The organism is Herminiimonas sp. GW821-FHT09C12 (assembly GCF_059416385.1).
In genome coordinates this window covers 869573-887497 of the sequence record NZ_JBWKPC010000002.1, presented here as the reverse complement: position 1 = coordinate 887497, position 17925 = coordinate 869573, and the positions used below count along the sequence as shown (strand labels likewise).

The window sequence follows — 17925 nt, the reverse complement described above, 5'->3', positions numbered from 1 at the left end:
TCAATCAAACAAGCATGATAGTCGGCACGGCTGGGCATATAGATCACGGCAAGACTGCGCTGGTACGCGCATTGACCGGCATAGAGGCCGATCGTCTGCCGGAAGAAAAGCGCCGCGGCATCACGATTGAATTGGGCTATGCCTTCATGCCTGCTGCGAATGGCAGCATGATCGGCTTCGTCGATATGCCTGGCCACGAAAAACTGGTGCGCACCATGGTCGCAGGTGCCAGCGGTATCGATTTCGCCTTGCTGTTAATTGCTGCCGACGACGGCATCATGCCGCAAACCATAGAACATCTGAGTATTCTGTCGCTATTGAATGTGCATCGCGGCGCTGCCGTGATCACCAAGATAGACCGTGTAGACGATGGCGTCAAAAATGAACGAATAGCGCAAGTACAAGCCTTGTTGGCAGAGGCGGGACTCCACAATTACCCGATTCTGTGCGTATCGGCTTTGCGCGGGGATGGCGTAGATGATTTGCGCAGTTTGTTGCAACACGAAGCGGAACAAGCGAAAACAGACGTAGTTGCCGAAACAGCTTTCCGCATGGGACTGGATAGAGCCTTTACGCTGGATGGTGTTGGTACGGTGGTGGCGGGCAGCATAGCTACCGGGGTAGTGCATATCGGCGATTCTTTATGTTTGGCACACGAGCCAGATAAATCGTATCGAGTACGCAGCCTGCATGTACACAATAAAAACGTGGAAACAGCACACGCTGGCCAGCGCTGTGCCATCGGTCTGGTTGGACTTGAGCGTAACGTAGTCGAACGTGGACACATGCTATGTGATCCTGCGATTGCGCAGAGTTCCTTGCGTATGGATGTGTTTTTGCAGGTAGCCGTTACGGAAACATCGCCTTTACGCTCGGGCACCTTGGTGCATCTACATTTGGCAACGCAAGAATGCATGGCATCTGTCGCGATACTAGGGGCGTCATCAATCGCGCCTGGCGAATCTGGTTTGGCGCAGTTGGTCGTGCAGCAGCCCATTAATGCCTGGCATGCGGACAGATTCATCTTGCGCGATGCCTCAGCCAATCGCACCGTGGCTGGTGGCAGTGTGTTGGATACGAATGCGCCAGCGCGTTATCGCCAAACGGCACAACGCCTCGCTTATCTGCAAACGCAGCGCAGCGATGATCCAGAAACACGTTTGCAAGGCGCGCTGGCACATGCGCCTTTTGGTTTGAATAGTGCTGAATGGTTGCGTAGCGCTGGTCTGCGCGATTGGCCATTCGCTCCCGATGCTTTGAACAGGATTGTGTTTGGGCAGGGCAGGGAATGGGCAATTTCGCAGGAACGCTTGCAAGAAAACGAAGCAGTAGTCATCCATGCCTTGCAGACTTTCCACGCCAAGTATCCAGAAGATATCGGTCCGGATTTACAACGTACACGACGACTGGCTACACCGCGTATGCCGGAAACCTTATGGCAGCAGTTGATTGCTCGCATGGCAGCAAACGATGTGCTGGCGAAGCGTAATGGCTTCCTGCATCTGGCTGAACATGGTGTGCAATTACAGGCAGCAGAAAAAATCGTCGCAGAACGCGCTTTACCTCTGCTGTTGGAAGGTAGTTTCGATCCGCCGTGGATACGTGATATTGCAGACGCGATCAAGCAGCCGGAGACGCAAGTCCGCCATGTCTTCATACGCTTGGCTAAAGCGGGTGATGTGTTCCAGATCGTCAAGGATCTGTATTACCATCCAGTGATAGTGCGAAAATTGGCAACGCTGGCACGCAACATTAATCAGCGCGATGGCGAAGTGACTGCTGCGAATTTTCGAGATGCGACCGGATTGGGTCGCAAACGCGCGATTCAGATATTGGAGTTTTTCGACAGAATCGGTTTTTTGCGACGCGTGGATGACAAGCATCTGCTGCGACCAGGAACGGTATTATTTCCCGAAGGGGAGTGATGTAGTACGGAAGGAAATCGTCCCTGGTGGGGCGGCTGGGCTTCAAACCCAGTTGGTGGCGCCATGCGTCGCTGGGTGGGTTCGACTCCCGCTTCCTTCCGCCATTATTCTTAATGCATGCAAATGAATGCGTGCACATCAACAGTGCTCAGCGCGTCATGATGCGCCTGAGTCCAAAGCTGATCGCATCGACTGCACACACCATCAACAGCATCGCAATAATCACACTAGCGGCTTGCTGCATTTGAAACAGCGACAGATGATACTTCAGCATCTGGCCCAGACCACCTGCACCAACCACACCAAGAATCGCAGCGGCGCGGATATTGTTTTCCCAACGGTATAAAACGTAGGACATCATTTGCGGACTGCTTTGTGGCAGCGTCGCGTAAAAGAATGCTGCGACCGGATGTGTGCCATTGATGCGTAAAGTAGCTTCAGGCAAAGGCGGGCAGTTCTCCAGCGTATCGGCGAAGAGACGACCGAGTACGCCTATCGTATGTATCGTGAGTGCCAAAGTGCCGGCAAACGGGCCCAGCCCGGCTGCGATCAGCAAGATGGAAGCCCAAACTAATTCTGGAATCGAGCGCAGCACATTCAAGATTCCACGCGTTACCAGACGTGCAGTCATGCCGAAGCGTCCGCTGGCCGGCAAGCTCAATAACATGCCGAAAAATGCCGCCAGCAAAGTGCCGATGACAGACATTCCCAAGGTTTCCAAGGTGGCGATGCCGATTCTTTCAAGGAAAGTTGGTGCGAGTTCAGGCGGCGAAAAACCGCGCAGGAATTCCAAACTGGTTCGGACAGCATCTTGACTGAAGAAGTCGCGCCATTTCAATGGCAATGAGATGAAGCTGACAAGTACCAGCAACAAGATGCCAACTAAAAGCGTAACAGTTGACCAGCTCGTTTTTGGTGGCGTAGGCAGTGCAGAGTTCAAGGTGGATTTCATTCCAGCCTCCTGCGCAACATGGCCGACACACCATCGGCACAAGCAACCAGAAGTATGAAAACGATCAGCATCGTCGATAGCTCGTCGCCTGCCAGCATCTTCATCGACTCATCCATACGCTGACCAAGACCACCAGCGCCGACAAAGCCCATGACAACCGAACCGCGAATCGCGCATTCCCAACGATAGACGGTATAAGACACCAGCTCCGATGCAGAGGATGGCAAGGCACCGAACAGAAACGCACCTAAACGGCTGCTACCATTCTGCAAGAGTGCATCGCACGCCGAGGAATCAGAAGACTCAAGAATGTCGGCATACACCTTGCCCAACATACCGCAATAAGTCAGCGCAATCGCAATCACGCCTGCAGTCGGACCAAGCCCGACAATGCGTACCAGCAGCAAGGCCCACACTAATTCTGGGACACTGCGTAGCAAGACCAACAGCCAGCGCACGAGCTGACGAAACATCTTAGCCAATGGCGAAACGCGACCTGTGCCCAGACGTGAAATCGACAGACGCTCCGTCGCCAGCAAAGTCATCGGAATTGCACCGAGCAATGCCAAAGTCATACCGGCAGTCGCCATCGCGATCGTTTCCCAGGTCGAGATGGCGACCATCTGCAGAAATTCGAGCGAATGTGCCGGTGGGAAGAAGCTGGCCAAAAACTTCCCGGTGGCTTGCAAGCTCTGTGCATCGAACAAGATCCAAGGCTTGAATTCCGCCATCACCAGCATCGGCCATAACACGATAATGACGACAGCCAACCCCATGATGCGGCCGCGCCATGCTGGATCGCGGTCGGGCATGGCAAGAGAGGAGGGCGATGTCATGGATGTGTGTCTGATAAATGTATGCTGCAAGCCATCAGCAACGCGGCGGGATGACAACAGGAATAAGGCCGATATCTGCAGGCTCGCTGACAACATGGCTATCACTATTGCGATACAAGGCTTCAATCATCGCATCGCTGATCTTTTCATTCGCAGCATCAAACACAATACGACCATCGCGCAAGCCGATGATGCGTGGAAAATTGGCACGCGCCAATTCAACCTGATGCAGGCTGCAAATCAATGTTGCCTGTCGCTTAGCCGCTTCCTGCTGCAATACAGCGAGTGTTTGCAGCGCCAAAGTCGGATCGAGCGCCGACAAAGGTTCATCCACCAAAAATACTTCCGCACTGGATACCAATGCGCGCGCCATGCCACAGCGTTGACGCTCACCGCCGGATAAACGATCTACACGTGCGTACAACTTGTCCTGCAGGTTAAAGCGAGCCAATGCATGGTATGCAATCTCAGGCTTGATTGGTCTGACCAGCGAACGCATGGCCTGCCACACGCTCCATTGCGGTAATAAACCGGCCAATACCGCATTCACCACGCGCTGACGCGGTGGCAAGGGCGGTGTTTGCGGTGCGAGAAACAAGCGAGAGCGCATCGCATGTCGTGCGCCATTCGCCATTTGCCACGGATTCTGTCCGAATATTTCGATGTTGCCGGATTCTGGCGTCAATGCGCAGGCGAGCGTATGCAGCAAGCTGGTTTTGCCAGCGCCGGATGGACCGATCAAGGCGATCTGTTCACCTTGCTGGATAGAGAGCGTCAATTCACGCAAGGCTAAAGAAGATTTAGCTGCGCCACTATGGTGGACAGATATTTTTTGCAGATGGAATGTCATGCTGACTAATCAGATTTGGTGTGGTCAACGCCACCTTCAGACTGAAGGTGGCGTATCAAGCAACGCTATTATTTCAGCAAACCGGCGTTACGTGCAGCCGCTTCGATTGCTTTGTAATTCTCAGGCTTGGTTGGAATGAAACGCGTTGCGCGTTGCAGTTCCAGAATTTCCTTGCCTTCAGGGGTATTGCTATTCAGTTCGAGGAAGGCATCCGTCAGTTTTTTACGCACGACAGGATTCATGTCGGAACGCACGCTCCAGTTATAGTCGTAATAGCCTGGCGTGGTGTAGAACACGCGTACGACTTTTGGATCGACCTTGCCGGAGTCAACCAGCTTCTCCCATACCGAGATATTGAGCGTACCAGCATCTACTTTGCCGCCAGCAACCGCAGCCACAGTCGCATCATGTGCGCCTGAGAAGGCAACACGTTTCATATCCACATCCGGGTTGATTTTGGCAGCCAGCAAATACGAGCGTGGCATCAAGTGACCGGAAGTCGAGGATTCTGAGCCAAAGCTGAAAGTTTTACCCTTCAAGTCTTCCAGCTTGTGGATGGAGTTATTCGTGGTGATGAACACGGATTTGAATTTTTCATCTTCTTCGCGCTGTACCAAAGGCGTGATCTTGCCGCCGCTGCGTACATTAGCCTGCACAAACGTAAACCCACCAAACCAGACCATATCCAGCTTGTTATTGATCAAGCCCTCAACCGATGCTGCGTAATCAGTGACGGGCGTAAATTCAACCTTCATCCCTAATTTTTTCTCTAAATAGTTACCAAGCGGCTTGAACTTGCGCTGCAACTCAGTTGGTGCCTCATCAGGAATGGCCGATACGCGTAATACTTGCTGAGCATGTACCAGACTGGTCGTGCCCAGCGTAAGCGTGGTGAGAAGGGCTGCGATTAGCGCAGAACATTTAGGAAGGGATAAACGAATCATGTAACACCTCATATAGGGAAGGGCGTGGATGAAAATATCAACGTCAATGAAGCGAACTGCGTTTTGAAGCACTTGGGAAGAGTGAGGCAAGAGACTGAGAGCGACGACATCGTGATGTACTTTTTACAGGTCCGATGTTGCAGCATAAGCCTTGGTTAAGGCAAGGTTAAATTGCAGTGTTTTTCAATCTGAATATATGCAAAAAAATGCCTATATCGCTTGACGCGAGTTATTGGACAAATTAATCAATAAATCGAAACGTTCAACATGGCAATCTGCTGCCATTGCGAGGGTAAGCCGGCATCAAGTTAGTGCAGACAAATGAAAGAGAACTGATTAGAACGCGTAGCCTATCCCTGCGTTGATCGTGGTGTTATTGGTTCGGCTATCCGGCTCCCAGTGTATGCGATTACCAACTTGGTAATTGGCGCTGGAGCCGTATTTGAAGGCAGAGTAATTAATGCCGACATTCCCATGAAAGTTCCGGGTGAATGCATAATCTGCAGACAAGCCTAATTTATACAGATTGGAGTTGCCCAACGCGCCGGAGAAACCACTCGGACCAGCCACGTCGATATTCGCACCGAAGGTCCTCCCAATCAAGGCATTAGCGCTCAACACAAGGCGCGTAATCGGTGAGTATTGCGCGAGGGCGCCTATACCAAAAGAATTATTGGTATAGGTTTCACCCTGATTCACAGCCCGTTTCCATTCGTGGCGCCCAAGTTCTGCATACGGCGTAATCATGACTTCTCGGTTCACGGAGAAGCCTTTACCCCAACGCAGACTGTAATCCGTCAGTGTTGCGTCGTTCTGCTGAACGAGAGATCCGAAAGCGCCGCCAGATGCAGGTGAACCGGTATAGTCCGTGTATCCCTTGTTCCTGCTGTACTGAAATTGCAGGTAATCATTCCCCAGAAACCAGTCCTTCATTAGTGATACAGAAACCGCGAAACCTGGAACCGAGCCATTTTCGGTATTGAACTTGCCAGGAGTCGTGCCTAACCGTCCGTCGTTAGTTTCCGTATAGCTGACGTCGGTCGAAATGGCATGAATGCCAATCTGGTTATTTGAGGATTTGATGTCTTGTGCATCCGCGAAGGCAGTCGCACAGCATGCCGACGAGGCTGCAAAAATTATCGCTTTACTGATATTCATCGGATTCTCCTGATGATTGAATAAAGTAGTAAGTTATCGGGCACGTGCTAGACATCTTTTATTAGTTACACGTTCAGAGTATAAGAGTTATCTTATATTTAATGTTCTCAGGCATTTGAAAGGCGTAAATTATGATCGGTTGGGAGATAGTTATTGAGCAACAAACATCGGATGCGCCAAACAGCGACAGCAAGGCCACAGTGCTGGCAAATTGGAAAGCCAGTCTTGGTGGTATCGACTGGTTAACAAAACTCACACGTGAGGGCAAAGCTATTCAACTATCTAGTGGAGGTTATCCGAACCGCTACACTGCGAAGGCTCGCGACGTGCTACCAATTTTAGCTAAAGGGATACCCGACCATAGTGACGTGACAATCATTGGTGACGACTACCTGATGCCAGCGGGGTGGAAAGGTAACATTGTCATAAATCAAGACAGAATTGAGAGTTGTTCGCCTGATCAAGTGCTGATGATTGAAGCATGGGACCAGTCATAAATATTTGAATCCCATATTCATCGTCCATCGAGTCACTGGCTACATAACACTGAATTAGCCGGGCCGTCACTGGCGGCCGTCAAAAGCGGCACAACCAGATCGCGATCGGCTTGGGGATGCCGTGAGATCTACCGATCGCTGCACGACCCCGATTTGTCGTAGCTTCAAATCTGCTTCCATATGCCGTAGTCGCAACAATTTTCCTTGAGCACAAAAAAGACCAGCAAGTTAGGCTGGTCTTGGTGTTCTGGACATCCCATAAATGGGGTGTTTTAACAATCGTTTGCAGCGCAACAAGTTCGCATAATTTATATTATGTAAAATTAGTTGCAGACTGAATCCCTATATTTAACGGCTGGACTCCACGTTAGAGCCCGCTCCATCTGTCCAGTCTTCCAGCGGCAAAATCACCGCTGGCTTGCCATTATTTACGAACCAGCTATCGACCACGTATCGATGCGGTTTTACTTCGTCCCAAAAATCCAAAACACCATCGTCAGCCTGCTTCCCCAGCATGGGATGAGGTAGTTCCTCAATCATCGCCGAGAAATGCTCAAACAGGAAAAACCGGCGACGGCGCACCACGTTCTCGACTTCGTGATATCTCAATAGCCTTCTACGTTCCAGCATCTTGAGAAAGCGCGTGGTCGTTGTGGAATGGTCTATGCAATCCATCGCGCCATTCACCGCATCGTCAGCCGTATTGCCACCCTTGTCCGCGTACACGGGTGTTTGTTGCCCGGCCCAGTAATACAACTGACCAATGACATCAGCCAGGGCTTTGCGTTCCTCTGCAGCAGAACGCGTCGATCGCAGCTTCTTTGCAAGCGTTCGCAGTTGCGGTTCCGAAAACAGTGCTGTCGCTTCGTTAGTACAGCCGTAGTTGTAACAGACACTGATGCTTTCGTCCGCAGACGCCGCGCCGCTGGCCAGCAAAAACAATAGTGCCAAGAATTTTCTCATTTAGCATGTATACATTGTTGTGAGCCGAGTGTAGCCCAACCCCTTACACTTTTACAGCCTTGGGAAACAATGGGCGGGAAAGGTATCAAGAAATTACCATTTTTCGGTGAATGGTTAGAATGCTCTATCATGAGATAGAACTCATCAAAGGCGATTTTTAAAATCCTCACTGAGAAATAACAATATGAGAGATCTGCCACCTACCGCCACATTGCGCGCCTTTGAGGTCGCGACACGGCACACCACATTCACCTCTGCTTCAGAAGAATTGCACGTCACCCAAAGCGCAGTAAGTCATCAGTTAAAGAATCTCGAAGAGATCTGGGGCGTACAGTTATTTCAACGGGGCAAGTCATTGAGCCTGACACCTGCAGGAGCGGCGCTTGCGCCGATAGTGCGTGAATTCTTCATGAATCTGGAGGCAACGCTCTCTGATCTGAGGGAGCAAAAAGGCCGGGTCCGACTTAAAGTGAGCACAACCTACTCCTTCGCGCTGAAATGGCTGCTACCAAGATTGCCGAGTCTGTCCCAGCAGCATCCGGAAATTTTGGTCACGCTGGAAACCACCGACAAAGCCATCAATTTCTCAAGCGCGGAGGCAGATGTTGCGATCCGCTTCGGCACTGGGAATTATCCAGCTCTTTACTCGGAGTTCATGTTCAGGGAACAGATTTTTCCGGTTGCAAGCCCTGATCTGTTAAAGCGTTTTGGAATGCCGCAAACACCTGCCGAATTGTTACGTTATCCGTTGCTTACGCGGGATGGCGCGGACCTGGTGCCGAAGTGGGAGATCTGGTTTCAACACGTCGGACTGGGGATTTCTACTCTCAAGGAAAGCGTCAGATTCGCTGACACTAACATGACGATCGAGGCGGCGCTGCTGGGCCAGGGAATCGCCTTGGCGCGTAGCGGACATGTTGAAACTGAGATAAGCGATGGCAGCCTGGTGAGACTGTTTGATGTGCCGTTCCCTTCTCCGGTTGCCTACTATTTTGTCTGTCCCAAAGGAATCGAAGCGCAGCCACACATCGTCAACTTTCGCAACTGGCTCCTGGCGGAATCTGGCAAGGCCCAGCAAGACTACGAATGATGCATGAGGATTTGCTCATGCTGCAATGAGGAGACTTCGCTTTAATCAAGGTGCCGAGTTGCTTAGTATGGCGCATGCCCTTCCACATTGTTTCCCTCATACTTTTCGCAGCACTCTTGCATGCCAGTTGGAACGCGCTCCTGCGCGGCGGAGCCGACCGACTCTGGTCGATGACAGTCATGTGCTTGGCGGTAGCGATCGCCAGTACCGCAATCGCCTTGTTCCTGGCGCCGCCAGCCAAGGCTAGCTGGTTGTATGTCGTACTTTCTGCAGTCCTGCATGTCGGCTATAACCTGTTTCTCGTTAAGAGCTATCAGGTCGGAGACCTTGGGCAAACCTATCCGATTTCACGAGGTTCATCTCCCATATTGATCACCATCGCGGCATCTGTTTTCGCCGGGGAAAAGCCAGAGATGGGCGTCTTGCTGGGAGTTGCGCTGGTGTCGTGCGGTATTATTTCCCTCGCCTTCAAGGGGCGCAAGCTTGCGGTGCCAAGCCTGCCTTATGCGCTTGGAACCGGATGTTTTATTGCTGCCTATAGCGTGACAGACGGCATCGGTGTGCGCCTGTCTGGCGCCCCGATGGCATATACGGTCTGGATGTGCGCTTTGTGGGGTGTCTTGATGCCAGCGGTGTACATCGGTCTGCGCGGCGCTAGCAGTTTATTTACCTTCCGTCCCGGATTCATTACGGCCTTCGTCGGCGGGTTGGTTTCTCTTCTGGCTTACGGCATCGTCATCTACGCCATGTCCGGCGCGCCGATGGGAGCGGTATCGGCATTGCGCGAAACCAGCGTGTTATTTGCGGCGCTGATCGGTTACTTTTTTCTGGGCGAGACACTGACTGCCCGAAAGATGCTGGCGTGCGGAGTGATTGCGATAGGCACGATGATCATAGGCTGACGTCCGCATGGATCCGAACCGTATCGAAATATTGTGCGAAGCTATTTAGTGATGGAGGCTGGCCAGAGTCGGCGGCTATCAGGACAGCAAAATACAATCAAGACAGGATGATAATGATGATGACTGAAAATCTAAGCGTCGCCCTCGTTGGTCCAGGAGCCATCGGCACGACCATAGCAGCGGCGCTGCATGAGGTCGGACGCACGCCGACGATTTGCGGCCGCACGCCGCTCGCGCAGCTGGAGCTGCGCTTCGACGACGGTCGTATCGTTGTACCGGGGCCTGTGCGGATTGATCCGACCGAGATTAAGAGCACGTTCGATCTGGTTTTCGTCGCGGTCAAATCAACGCAGGTGGAGGCGATGGAGCCGTGGCTTTCTGCATTGTGCAGTGAGAAAACTGTTGTCTGCATACTTCAAAACGGTGTTGAGCAGAAAACACTCTTTGCGCCCTATTTGTCTGGCGGCCCGGTACTACCTTCTGTGGTGTGGTTTCCAGCTCAACGCGAACCGGACGCTTCGGTGTGGCTACGCGGCAAACCACGCCTCACCTTACCGGACACGCAGGCGACCAGCGTAGTGCTCGCAGCTTTGAGCGGCACACGGTGTTCGGTCGACGTCGCATCGGATTTCACGTCCGTTGCATGGCGCAAGCTGCTACAGAACGCGGTCGCGGGCTTAATGGTTCTGACAGGTCGGCGTGCCGGCATGTTCTCCCGAACCGACATCACCGAGCTGTCTCTGGCCTACCTGCGGGAATGTCTTGAGGTTGCGCGTGCGGAGGGGGCGACACTGGGCGACGAAGTACCGCAAGAAATCGTCGATAAATTTCATCGTTCCCCGGCCGACTTAGGCACCTCCATCCTCGCCGATCGAGTAGCTAGTCGCCCTCTCGAATGGGATAGCCGGAACGGGGTCGTGCAGCGATGTGGTCGATCTCGTGGCATTCCTACGCCGATCAGCGATTTGATCGTGCCGCTTTTGGCGGCTGCCAGCGACGGCCCTGGCTAATAAACACATGGTGTTTTGTACGCGCCATAATTTCGCTCTCAGTTATTATTCGATTGATACTCCTCTATTTAAGTAATAACTCAATCCATGCAATCACCACATCACGATCAAATCGTCGGTATTTTGCTCGCAGCTGGAAAAGGCATGCGTTTTGATCCGTCGGGAGCGCAAAACAAGCTGCTACAAACGACCACCGCCGGCGACAAAATTGTTGTAGCAGCCGCTACTACACTACTGGCCGTCCTTCCGAATGTCACTGCAGTTGTGCGTAGCGCTGACGATGCAGTCGCCGCCGAATTGTCGGTCTTAGGCTGCAAGGTCGTCGTTTGCCCTGATGCAGATCAAGGCATGGGCGCATCACTGGTTTATGCCTTGACGCAAAATCAGCATGCAGCAGGATGGATCATAGGATTAGGCGATATGCCACGCGTGCAAATGACAACGATTGCAGCGTTGGTAGATGAGTTGAAGAATGGTGCAGATATAGTCGCGCCGTTTTATAACGGTGCGCGTGGCAATCCAGTGGGTTTTGGTGCGAAACACCTTAATGAGTTACTGCGCCTTGGTGGTGATCAAGGCGCGCGTGCCTTGTTGAAGACCTATCCTGTCACACCGGTCGAGGTTGACGATCCAGGCATTCATTTCGACATTGATACTTCTGCAGATTTGGCTTCGTCACCAACATCGAAAAAATCAAGCAACAGTTGATGTAACTAGATTCAATCAAGCCTAATTCGAAGACCCACTAACATCACATTATTGAGCAAGCCACCTCGACCGAATTGAGCATCGTAATTGGCGTACCAGCTCACGCGACGGTTGATGGCTGTTGATATACCAATGCCGCTCCAACCAGTGTTGCGCGCCAGACCAATGCCTTGCACCGTAAAGCTGCTGCCTGCTGCTCCTGCAAATGTGGCTTGTAAATCCAGTTTGCCGTCAGTCATTGCGTGCTGCCAGGAGGCATAGGTTTGCAACGTGCTGCGACCGGCGAACCAATTAAAGTCAGACTGGGCACGCACACCAAGCTGTGCAAGCGACTGGCCATAATTCTGACTGTCAGCGACCAAGCCGAAGCTGCCACCGCTTTCTGCAAAAGCACCGCGCCGCAGATGGTCGTAACTGATACCGGCAAATGGTGTGATCAAGACGTTGGAGGATACTTTCATTGCATATCCAGTTTCTGCGTAGGCCGATAGCATGCGATCGTTATGCGTGCTTTGCAGGCTTTCGACTTCGCTCCCGGCCAGCGCTACTCGATTAACCGTACTCGACACGGTTGATGCACCGATGCGACCAGCCACGTACGCCCTACTATTGCTGCCGTCGGCTGCCGGTATCGCATAACGCCCATATAAAGAAACGCCAACATCCCTGCCCTTCGCTGCTCCACCAAGACGATCAAAACCGGCTCGGCTGTCGGAGTACGACACTGCTGCGCCAGCGATAGCGTGCTCGCCGAATAGTTTGTCGACGCCAAACTGCCCGCCCCACATCGAGGTATCTGCGCTTGCATAACCACTTTGCGCCAGCTTGCCGGATGCGCCGAAAGTGGAAGCCCACAATCCCGTTGTTACTTGCTTGTCTTGATTGCCCAATAAGGCCATACGATCTGACAAGGCGCGATTGACTGTTTGCGATTGCTGGAACGTTAGTGCTTGCGACGATGCATGGATTTGTCCGGAAAGACTATCCAGTGCGGCACCTAATGCCGTGATACTCGCAGTCTGCTGCAGTGCTGCTGCGCTGGTGAGCAAGGCGTTACCGTTGGGGCTGTTGGCTGCGGAAGCATCTGCAACCAGCATGGCCTTTTCAATATTGGCAGCGCTATTCATACGCGTTGCGTCAGCGGCAAATGCCTGCGTAGCAACGGAAGTTGTAGAAACGCGGCTGATGGTCAGATCAACTTCTTTGGCCGTGTACGTTACTTTAGCCGTCAACAAAGGCGGGAAAGCTGCGCCTACAGTTTGAAAGCCAACATCACCGAAGGTATTGACGATAGAGCCAGCAGTCAATACTGTCTTCGGCGTGTTACTGGCTTGCGCTGTGACATAGTTACTGGCGTTACCACTACCACTTGGAACTGTCGCCACCAGATGTGAATTACCAAGCGTTGCAGTGCCGCCGACTACCAAGGTCGAATTAATATCGTTTACCAAGATCGATCCAGCTGAACCTGTGTAATTGCCTGCAATCGTCAAGCCTTTGCCGGTATTACTCAAGCGACCATTATTAGTGACGTTGCCACCAACCTGACCGCCATCGCCGGACAGATTACCGGCGGCATCGATTTGCACAGCAGAGCTGACCGAGCCGGTGATATTGAGCGTCCCGCCAGAAATACGGCTGTTGCCGCTGTAGGTATTGAAGCCAGACAAGATCAGCGTCCCGGTACCGCTTTTGATTAGTCCTGCATCGCCACCGATGTCATTGCTGAAGGTCGATGACATGCCATTAAAGCTGACATTCACATTCGACCCCAACGCCAGACTTTGTGCAAACAAGGCTGGTCCATTGATCGCTTTGCCTGCGTTAAGCAAGCCCCAACCGTAGGTCGCTGTATCGCCCATGCTGGTAGCCGTAGACAAAATTGTCTGTCGCAATAAATCCGCATTCATCCACGGATAAACCTGTTGCACCAACGCCAGTGCGCCAGTCACTGCAGGCACGGCAAATGAAGTGCCATACACTCGGCCGCCAGCCGTTGGCGAAACGAAGTCACCAGGCGCTGCTAGGCACCAGTTGGCGGCGACACCACAGCGGTTGGCATAGCTAGAAATAACGCCAGCCGTTGTATCCGCACTAGAGAATCCCTGCCCGCCGCCCGAGTTCACGGCTGTAACTGCCAGCCAGCCAGTTTGCAAACTTGGATACAGCGCCGGCAAGCCCGCTGTCATACTCGGCTGACTGCTGTAATCGTTACCGGTAGCCCAGACGAACAATGCTCCTTTGGCGACGAAGGGCTGATAAATACTGTTATACGTTGCGCTATTGGACGGAGCGGCAATAGAGCCTGCTGTATTCGACTGATTGAAAATTCGTACGCCGCTGTTGTACAGGCGATTATAGATATCCGTATTGAGTTGCACGCCATTACCGCTGGTGCCCGCAGCGATACCGTAAATATGTACATCCGGCGCAATGCCCGTGTGCGTACCGCCCAATGCTTCCGCCACTTCAGTGCCATGTGTATCGCCGTTGCCGTTGGCACCAACAAAACCTGCCGGCGAATACACTTCTTTGGTAATACGCCCCACAAGCTCGGGATCATTGACGTTGAAATCAGTATCAACCACCCCGACCGTTACACCAGCACCGGTAATACCGCGGGCATGCGCCGCACCAACATTGCTGGGATCAGCAACAACATAAGAAGGCAAGCTACTACCCGGATTTCTGGCGCTGCCACCACCTCCACCGCCGCAACCGGAAAGCACAGCAGAGACCGACATCGTGAGCAGAGAAAGCTGAAACGGAATACGGGTTAAAGGAGTTTGAGAAGATGTACGAAAGGCGCGCGCGTTGCTCATAGTGGACCGATATAGTTGCGAAAAAGGCTGTCAAAAATCACAACAAGCGGTGTAGAACTACGTTTGGGCAGATGGGAAATGGTGCATTGATGGCGCAGCGAAGGTGTTTGCCGCAGGCAAAAGAAATCAATCAAAAGAGAAACTACGGATGCACTGTTGCATTGTCTCTTTATGCGTGAGTCAAGAAGCGGTCATTCCATAACAGGCGAATCATCAATGCAAAAAAAGCCAATCCGCCGAGCAGAACTGCAAGCCTGACTTCATTTTGATGCTGCTGATCATAGAGTGACGACTCTGTATTTTCCCGACAAAACCTTGTCAATATCCGCCAACTTATGGCGCGAATAGCGATAAGTTGTGGCTTAGTAAAGTCGAGGTGATGACGTTCAGGAAACAACGGTGGCAGGCGATTAGCAGGACGTTAACATTGCGCCTTGTATTGCATTGGAGGAAGATTGCCGGTTATCTATTCCTCGCTTCGAACTACCCACTGACTGAGCATGCGCTATTCATCTGCACGACTTTTTGCCAATGCAGTATTCGTCTTTTCTCTGACGTTATTAGTTGCCGTCGGCGCCTGGTATCTCTCAGCAGGCAGCAGCGAATCGGAGCAGGAAAGCGTGCATCTGACTCAGGCAGATTGGCAAGTGACCGTCGCACCGGTTTGGAATGCACCTCCGCTCACCTTCGACAGCAAAACCCTGCCCGGGTCATGGCACCACATTGCGCTACCACTTTCATTACCACTTGCTGACACGTTGGAGAATCATTCCTCTAATGCGAAAGCATCCCTCAGCACGACCTGGATCAGACTCCCAATAGATGGTTCGTCGCTTCCTTCCGACTCCTTGACCTTGTATGGCGTACGCATCAAAACCGAAGGCAGCGTCGCGCTGTATGCCAATGGTCGACTGGTATACCGTGCGCAACAACAAGGTCCACTTTGGAATAGCTTGTTCACACCGCTATGGGTCACACTGGACAAGAGCAACCTTGATGGCCCCTTGCATGAAATTCTGGTTCGCATCGAACATCCATCGAATACTCGAGTAGGCATGTCTTCATTATGGCTGGGGACTGCCGAATCGCTGAAGGCGCGCTACTACGCACGTCAATGGTTGCAGCGAGAATTGCCGGCAACGCTCAGTGCTGCATTTTTGGCGGTAGGAATTTTTGCCTTGTTTGTATGGCTTAGACGCGGGCGACAAATCACTTATCTGCTTTTTTTCAATCTCGCAGCCATCTCTTTTGTTGGGCACCTTCATTACTACGTTGAGCGGCCCATCACGCATGACTGGTTTGCGTGGCTCACCAGTAACGCCTTGTTCTGGTTGGTCGCCGTCGTACATCTTTTCCTCTGCCAACTGCATGGCCGCCCACTTGTCTGGTTGACGCGCACCATCTTCGCTATAGCCACTATCATCAGTGTCCTGACCTTAGCCAACGTACTGCCCTACTACCCCAGCACGTCGATACTCGTCCCTGTGATTTATGGCTTGGCCGTTTTGATAGGTGCGATTGTTTCGATCACTGGTGCGGTGTATTCGTGGAAGCGTTCTGGCGATGGACTATTGGTGGCAATCTGCGTCGCCATAGGAACCTTGTTAGGACTGTCTGATTGGCTGCTGTATTCCAACTTCATTAATCCGGAAGGCTGGTTCCTCGGGGCTTATACGAATGCGGTTACATTCGCCGTGTTCGGCACGTTGATGTATCGACGTTACGTCAATGCGATTGATGAAGTCGAACAAGCCAATGCCAATCTGGCGCAACGTCTGCAAGCGCGTGAAGCCGAGCTTGAAATAAGTCATCGACAATTGCGTGAAGCGGAACTCCGTCAAACCATCAGCGACGAGCGGCAGCGCCTCATGCAGGATATGCATGATGGTTTAGGTTCATCGTTGATCAGTGCCATCCGTTCGCTGGAACAAGGTGGCGTAAGCGAACTCAAGATTTCGCAAATTCTGAAGGATTGCCTGGACGATCTGAAGTTAACCATCGACTCGATGGAGCCTATTGAAGCGGATCTGGTGTTATTGCTGGCCACCTTGCGCTTCCGGCTGGAACCTCGTCTGGAAGGCACAGGCATTACTTTGCGGTGGGAAGTACAGGATCTGCCTGCACTGGGCTGGCTTGACCCTTCCAGTGCGCTACATATTCTGCGCATCGTACAAGAAGGTATTGCCAATATCCTGCGTCATACTCGCGCCAATGTAATTCGTATCAGCACGTCCAAAGATGCCCAAGGCGTGACCATCAGCATAGAAGACAACGGCCAGGGTTTCGATGTGGAAAAAACACTGAGCAGCGCCGCCGGACGCGGCTTGCATAATCAGCAGCGCCGCGCAATGGCGCTTGAAGGAACGATCAGTTGGAAGTCGAGCAAGGCAGGAACACAGTTCGTGCTGTGGTTGCCGCTGGAACGTCAGACGCAAAAGACCGAAACACTTGATGCTCCATAAATTCAATAACTTATCGTCATCTTCAATGCAATGACTTTAAGTTTTAATGCTGATGCGGCCACTGGTATCAAGCCAGAAAATTCAATCTCCTTCCCTTTGAAAAAGCATGGGACCTACAAGCAGCTACGGCTGAAAACTGTATAGGCATGCAACTTGCATGATAGATATTGTTATATTCCTTGGCGATCGCGTAAAATGCTGCAGATGCGTCATATTTATGTGCTGTTCCTCCTGCTCGCCTTACCCCTTCAATGGGGATGGGCAAACTCGGCCCCGTGCGGAGCTGAGGCAAAGGTGCCAGTAACCTATATAACGCTAGGTGAAATGCTCCGAATGAGCAATCCTCAGCCACCTACTCTCACAGAGCAAACGTCATCACTGACAGCCGGCGCGTCTGAAACCGTCATTTCTCGATCTATCTTTATCGAAGATTCCACTGGCCAAAGTGAAATCTCGCGTTGGGAATTCGAAGTGAGTAGCAGAGAGGACATCGCTGCGCAGATTTACGCACCGGATTGGGGCGACATGATGGTTGATAACCTGTCGTGCAGCTTGCCGCCCACGAAAAGCACAAATGTTGTCTCGCAATCGCATGATCCCTACGAATTCGATCTTCCACTGCCACTATCTCTAGTCTGTTTGGCATTGTGTGACACACCTTTTATTGCATCGCAACACCCTCCTCTACCAGCGCCAGTCTTCCGCGCCTACCGTCCACCAGCCCTGACGGTCTAGTCTCACTACGTCCATTTTTCCAGGGCGGCTTTCGGGCTGTCCGCACGCTATGCGGCACTTTGTCCGCGGCG

At 52.2% G+C, this 17925-nt stretch carries 15 protein-coding genes and 1 tRNA gene; 9 read left to right on the top strand and 7 right to left on the bottom strand.

Going from position 1 to position 17925, the window contains the following annotated elements; all coding sequences use genetic code 11:
• Nucleotides 1–14 precede the first annotated feature (14 nt).
• Entirely contained in the window at nucleotides 15–1925 is a 1911-nt protein-coding gene (gene selB, locus AC07N2_RS14030; protein WP_494778797.1) for a selenocysteine-specific translation elongation factor, read from the top strand.
• 8 nt (nucleotides 1926–1933) lie between these two features.
• Nucleotides 1934–2029: transfer RNA gene (locus AC07N2_RS14025), tRNA-Sec, on the top strand.
• Nucleotides 2030–2073: 44 nt separating this feature from the next.
• Here the strand turns inward: AC07N2_RS14025 and phnE are convergent.
• The 5 genes from phnE to AC07N2_RS14000 form a co-directional block, all read right to left on the bottom strand.
• Nucleotides 2074–2877, bottom strand: coding sequence for a phosphonate ABC transporter, permease protein PhnE (phnE, locus tag AC07N2_RS14020; protein ID WP_494778796.1), 804 nt, complete (start codon nucleotides 2875–2877; stop codon nucleotides 2074–2076).
• Nucleotides 2874–3713 (bottom strand): PhnE/PtxC family ABC transporter permease, encoded by an 840-nt coding sequence (locus AC07N2_RS14015; RefSeq protein WP_494778795.1) that lies wholly within the window; start codon nucleotides 3711–3713, stop codon nucleotides 2874–2876. Before AC07N2_RS14015 ends, phnE begins: the two co-directional genes overlap by 4 nt.
• Nucleotides 3714–3747: 34 nt before the next feature.
• Complete coding sequence (locus AC07N2_RS14010) at nucleotides 3748–4563, bottom strand: phosphonate ABC transporter ATP-binding protein (RefSeq protein ID WP_494778794.1); 816 nt, start codon at nucleotides 4561–4563, stop codon at nucleotides 3748–3750.
• A 68-nt stretch (nucleotides 4564–4631) separates the two neighbouring features.
• On the bottom strand, nucleotides 4632–5507 hold the full coding sequence (locus AC07N2_RS14005; protein ID WP_494778793.1) for a putative selenate ABC transporter substrate-binding protein: 876 nt from the start codon (nucleotides 5505–5507) through the stop codon (nucleotides 4632–4634).
• A gap of 336 nt (nucleotides 5508–5843) precedes the next feature.
• Complete coding sequence (locus AC07N2_RS14000) at nucleotides 5844–6665, bottom strand: hypothetical protein (RefSeq protein ID WP_494778792.1); 822 nt, start codon at nucleotides 6663–6665, stop codon at nucleotides 5844–5846.
• 131 nt (nucleotides 6666–6796) lie between these two features.
• On the opposite strand from AC07N2_RS14000, the gene AC07N2_RS13995 reads away from it, so the two are divergent.
• The gene (locus AC07N2_RS13995; RefSeq protein WP_494778791.1) at nucleotides 6797–7162 is read left to right on the top strand and encodes a hypothetical protein; all 366 of its coding nucleotides are present in this window, start codon (nucleotides 6797–6799) and stop codon (nucleotides 7160–7162) included.
• Between the two features lie 348 nt (nucleotides 7163–7510).
• On the opposite strand, the gene AC07N2_RS13990 is transcribed toward AC07N2_RS13995, so the two are convergent.
• Nucleotides 7511–8113, bottom strand: a complete 603-nt coding sequence (locus AC07N2_RS13990) for a hypothetical protein (protein WP_494778790.1) — start codon at nucleotides 8111–8113, stop codon at nucleotides 7511–7513.
• A gap of 196 nt (nucleotides 8114–8309) precedes the next feature.
• On the opposite strand from AC07N2_RS13990, the gene gcvA reads away from it, so the two are divergent.
• The 4 genes from gcvA (at nucleotide 8310) to AC07N2_RS13970 (ending at nucleotide 11835) form a co-directional block, all read left to right on the top strand.
• The gene (gcvA, locus tag AC07N2_RS13985; protein ID WP_494778789.1) at nucleotides 8310–9215 is read left to right on the top strand and encodes a transcriptional regulator GcvA; all 906 of its coding nucleotides are present in this window, start codon (nucleotides 8310–8312) and stop codon (nucleotides 9213–9215) included.
• Between the two features lie 74 nt (nucleotides 9216–9289).
• On the top strand, nucleotides 9290–10117 hold the full coding sequence (locus AC07N2_RS13980) for an EamA family transporter (RefSeq protein ID WP_494778788.1): 828 nt from the start codon (nucleotides 9290–9292) through the stop codon (nucleotides 10115–10117).
• 113 nt (nucleotides 10118–10230) lie between these two features.
• Nucleotides 10231–11127 (top strand): oxidoreductase, encoded by an 897-nt coding sequence (locus AC07N2_RS13975; protein ID WP_494778787.1) that lies wholly within the window; start codon nucleotides 10231–10233, stop codon nucleotides 11125–11127.
• Nucleotides 11128–11214: 87 nt separating this feature from the next.
• On the top strand, nucleotides 11215–11835 hold the full coding sequence (locus AC07N2_RS13970; RefSeq protein WP_494778786.1) for a nucleotidyltransferase family protein: 621 nt from the start codon (nucleotides 11215–11217) through the stop codon (nucleotides 11833–11835).
• 11 nt (nucleotides 11836–11846) lie between these two features.
• Here AC07N2_RS13970 and AC07N2_RS13965 read toward each other — a convergent pair whose 3' ends face one another.
• The gene (locus AC07N2_RS13965) at nucleotides 11847–14657 is read right to left on the bottom strand and encodes an autotransporter domain-containing protein (protein ID WP_494778785.1); all 2811 of its coding nucleotides are present in this window, start codon (nucleotides 14655–14657) and stop codon (nucleotides 11847–11849) included.
• 500 nt (nucleotides 14658–15157) lie between these two features.
• Between AC07N2_RS13965 and AC07N2_RS13960 the strand changes: the two genes are divergently transcribed.
• Both AC07N2_RS13960 and AC07N2_RS13955 read left to right on the top strand, forming a co-directional pair.
• Nucleotides 15158–17119: a sensor histidine kinase gene (locus AC07N2_RS13960; RefSeq protein WP_494778784.1), complete on the top strand. Its 1962-nt coding sequence runs from the start codon at nucleotides 15158–15160 to the stop codon at nucleotides 17117–17119.
• A 333-nt stretch (nucleotides 17120–17452) separates the two neighbouring features.
• Nucleotides 17453–17854 (top strand): hypothetical protein, encoded by a 402-nt coding sequence (locus AC07N2_RS13955; RefSeq protein WP_494778783.1) that lies wholly within the window; start codon nucleotides 17453–17455, stop codon nucleotides 17852–17854.
• Nucleotides 17855–17925 lie beyond the last annotated feature (71 nt).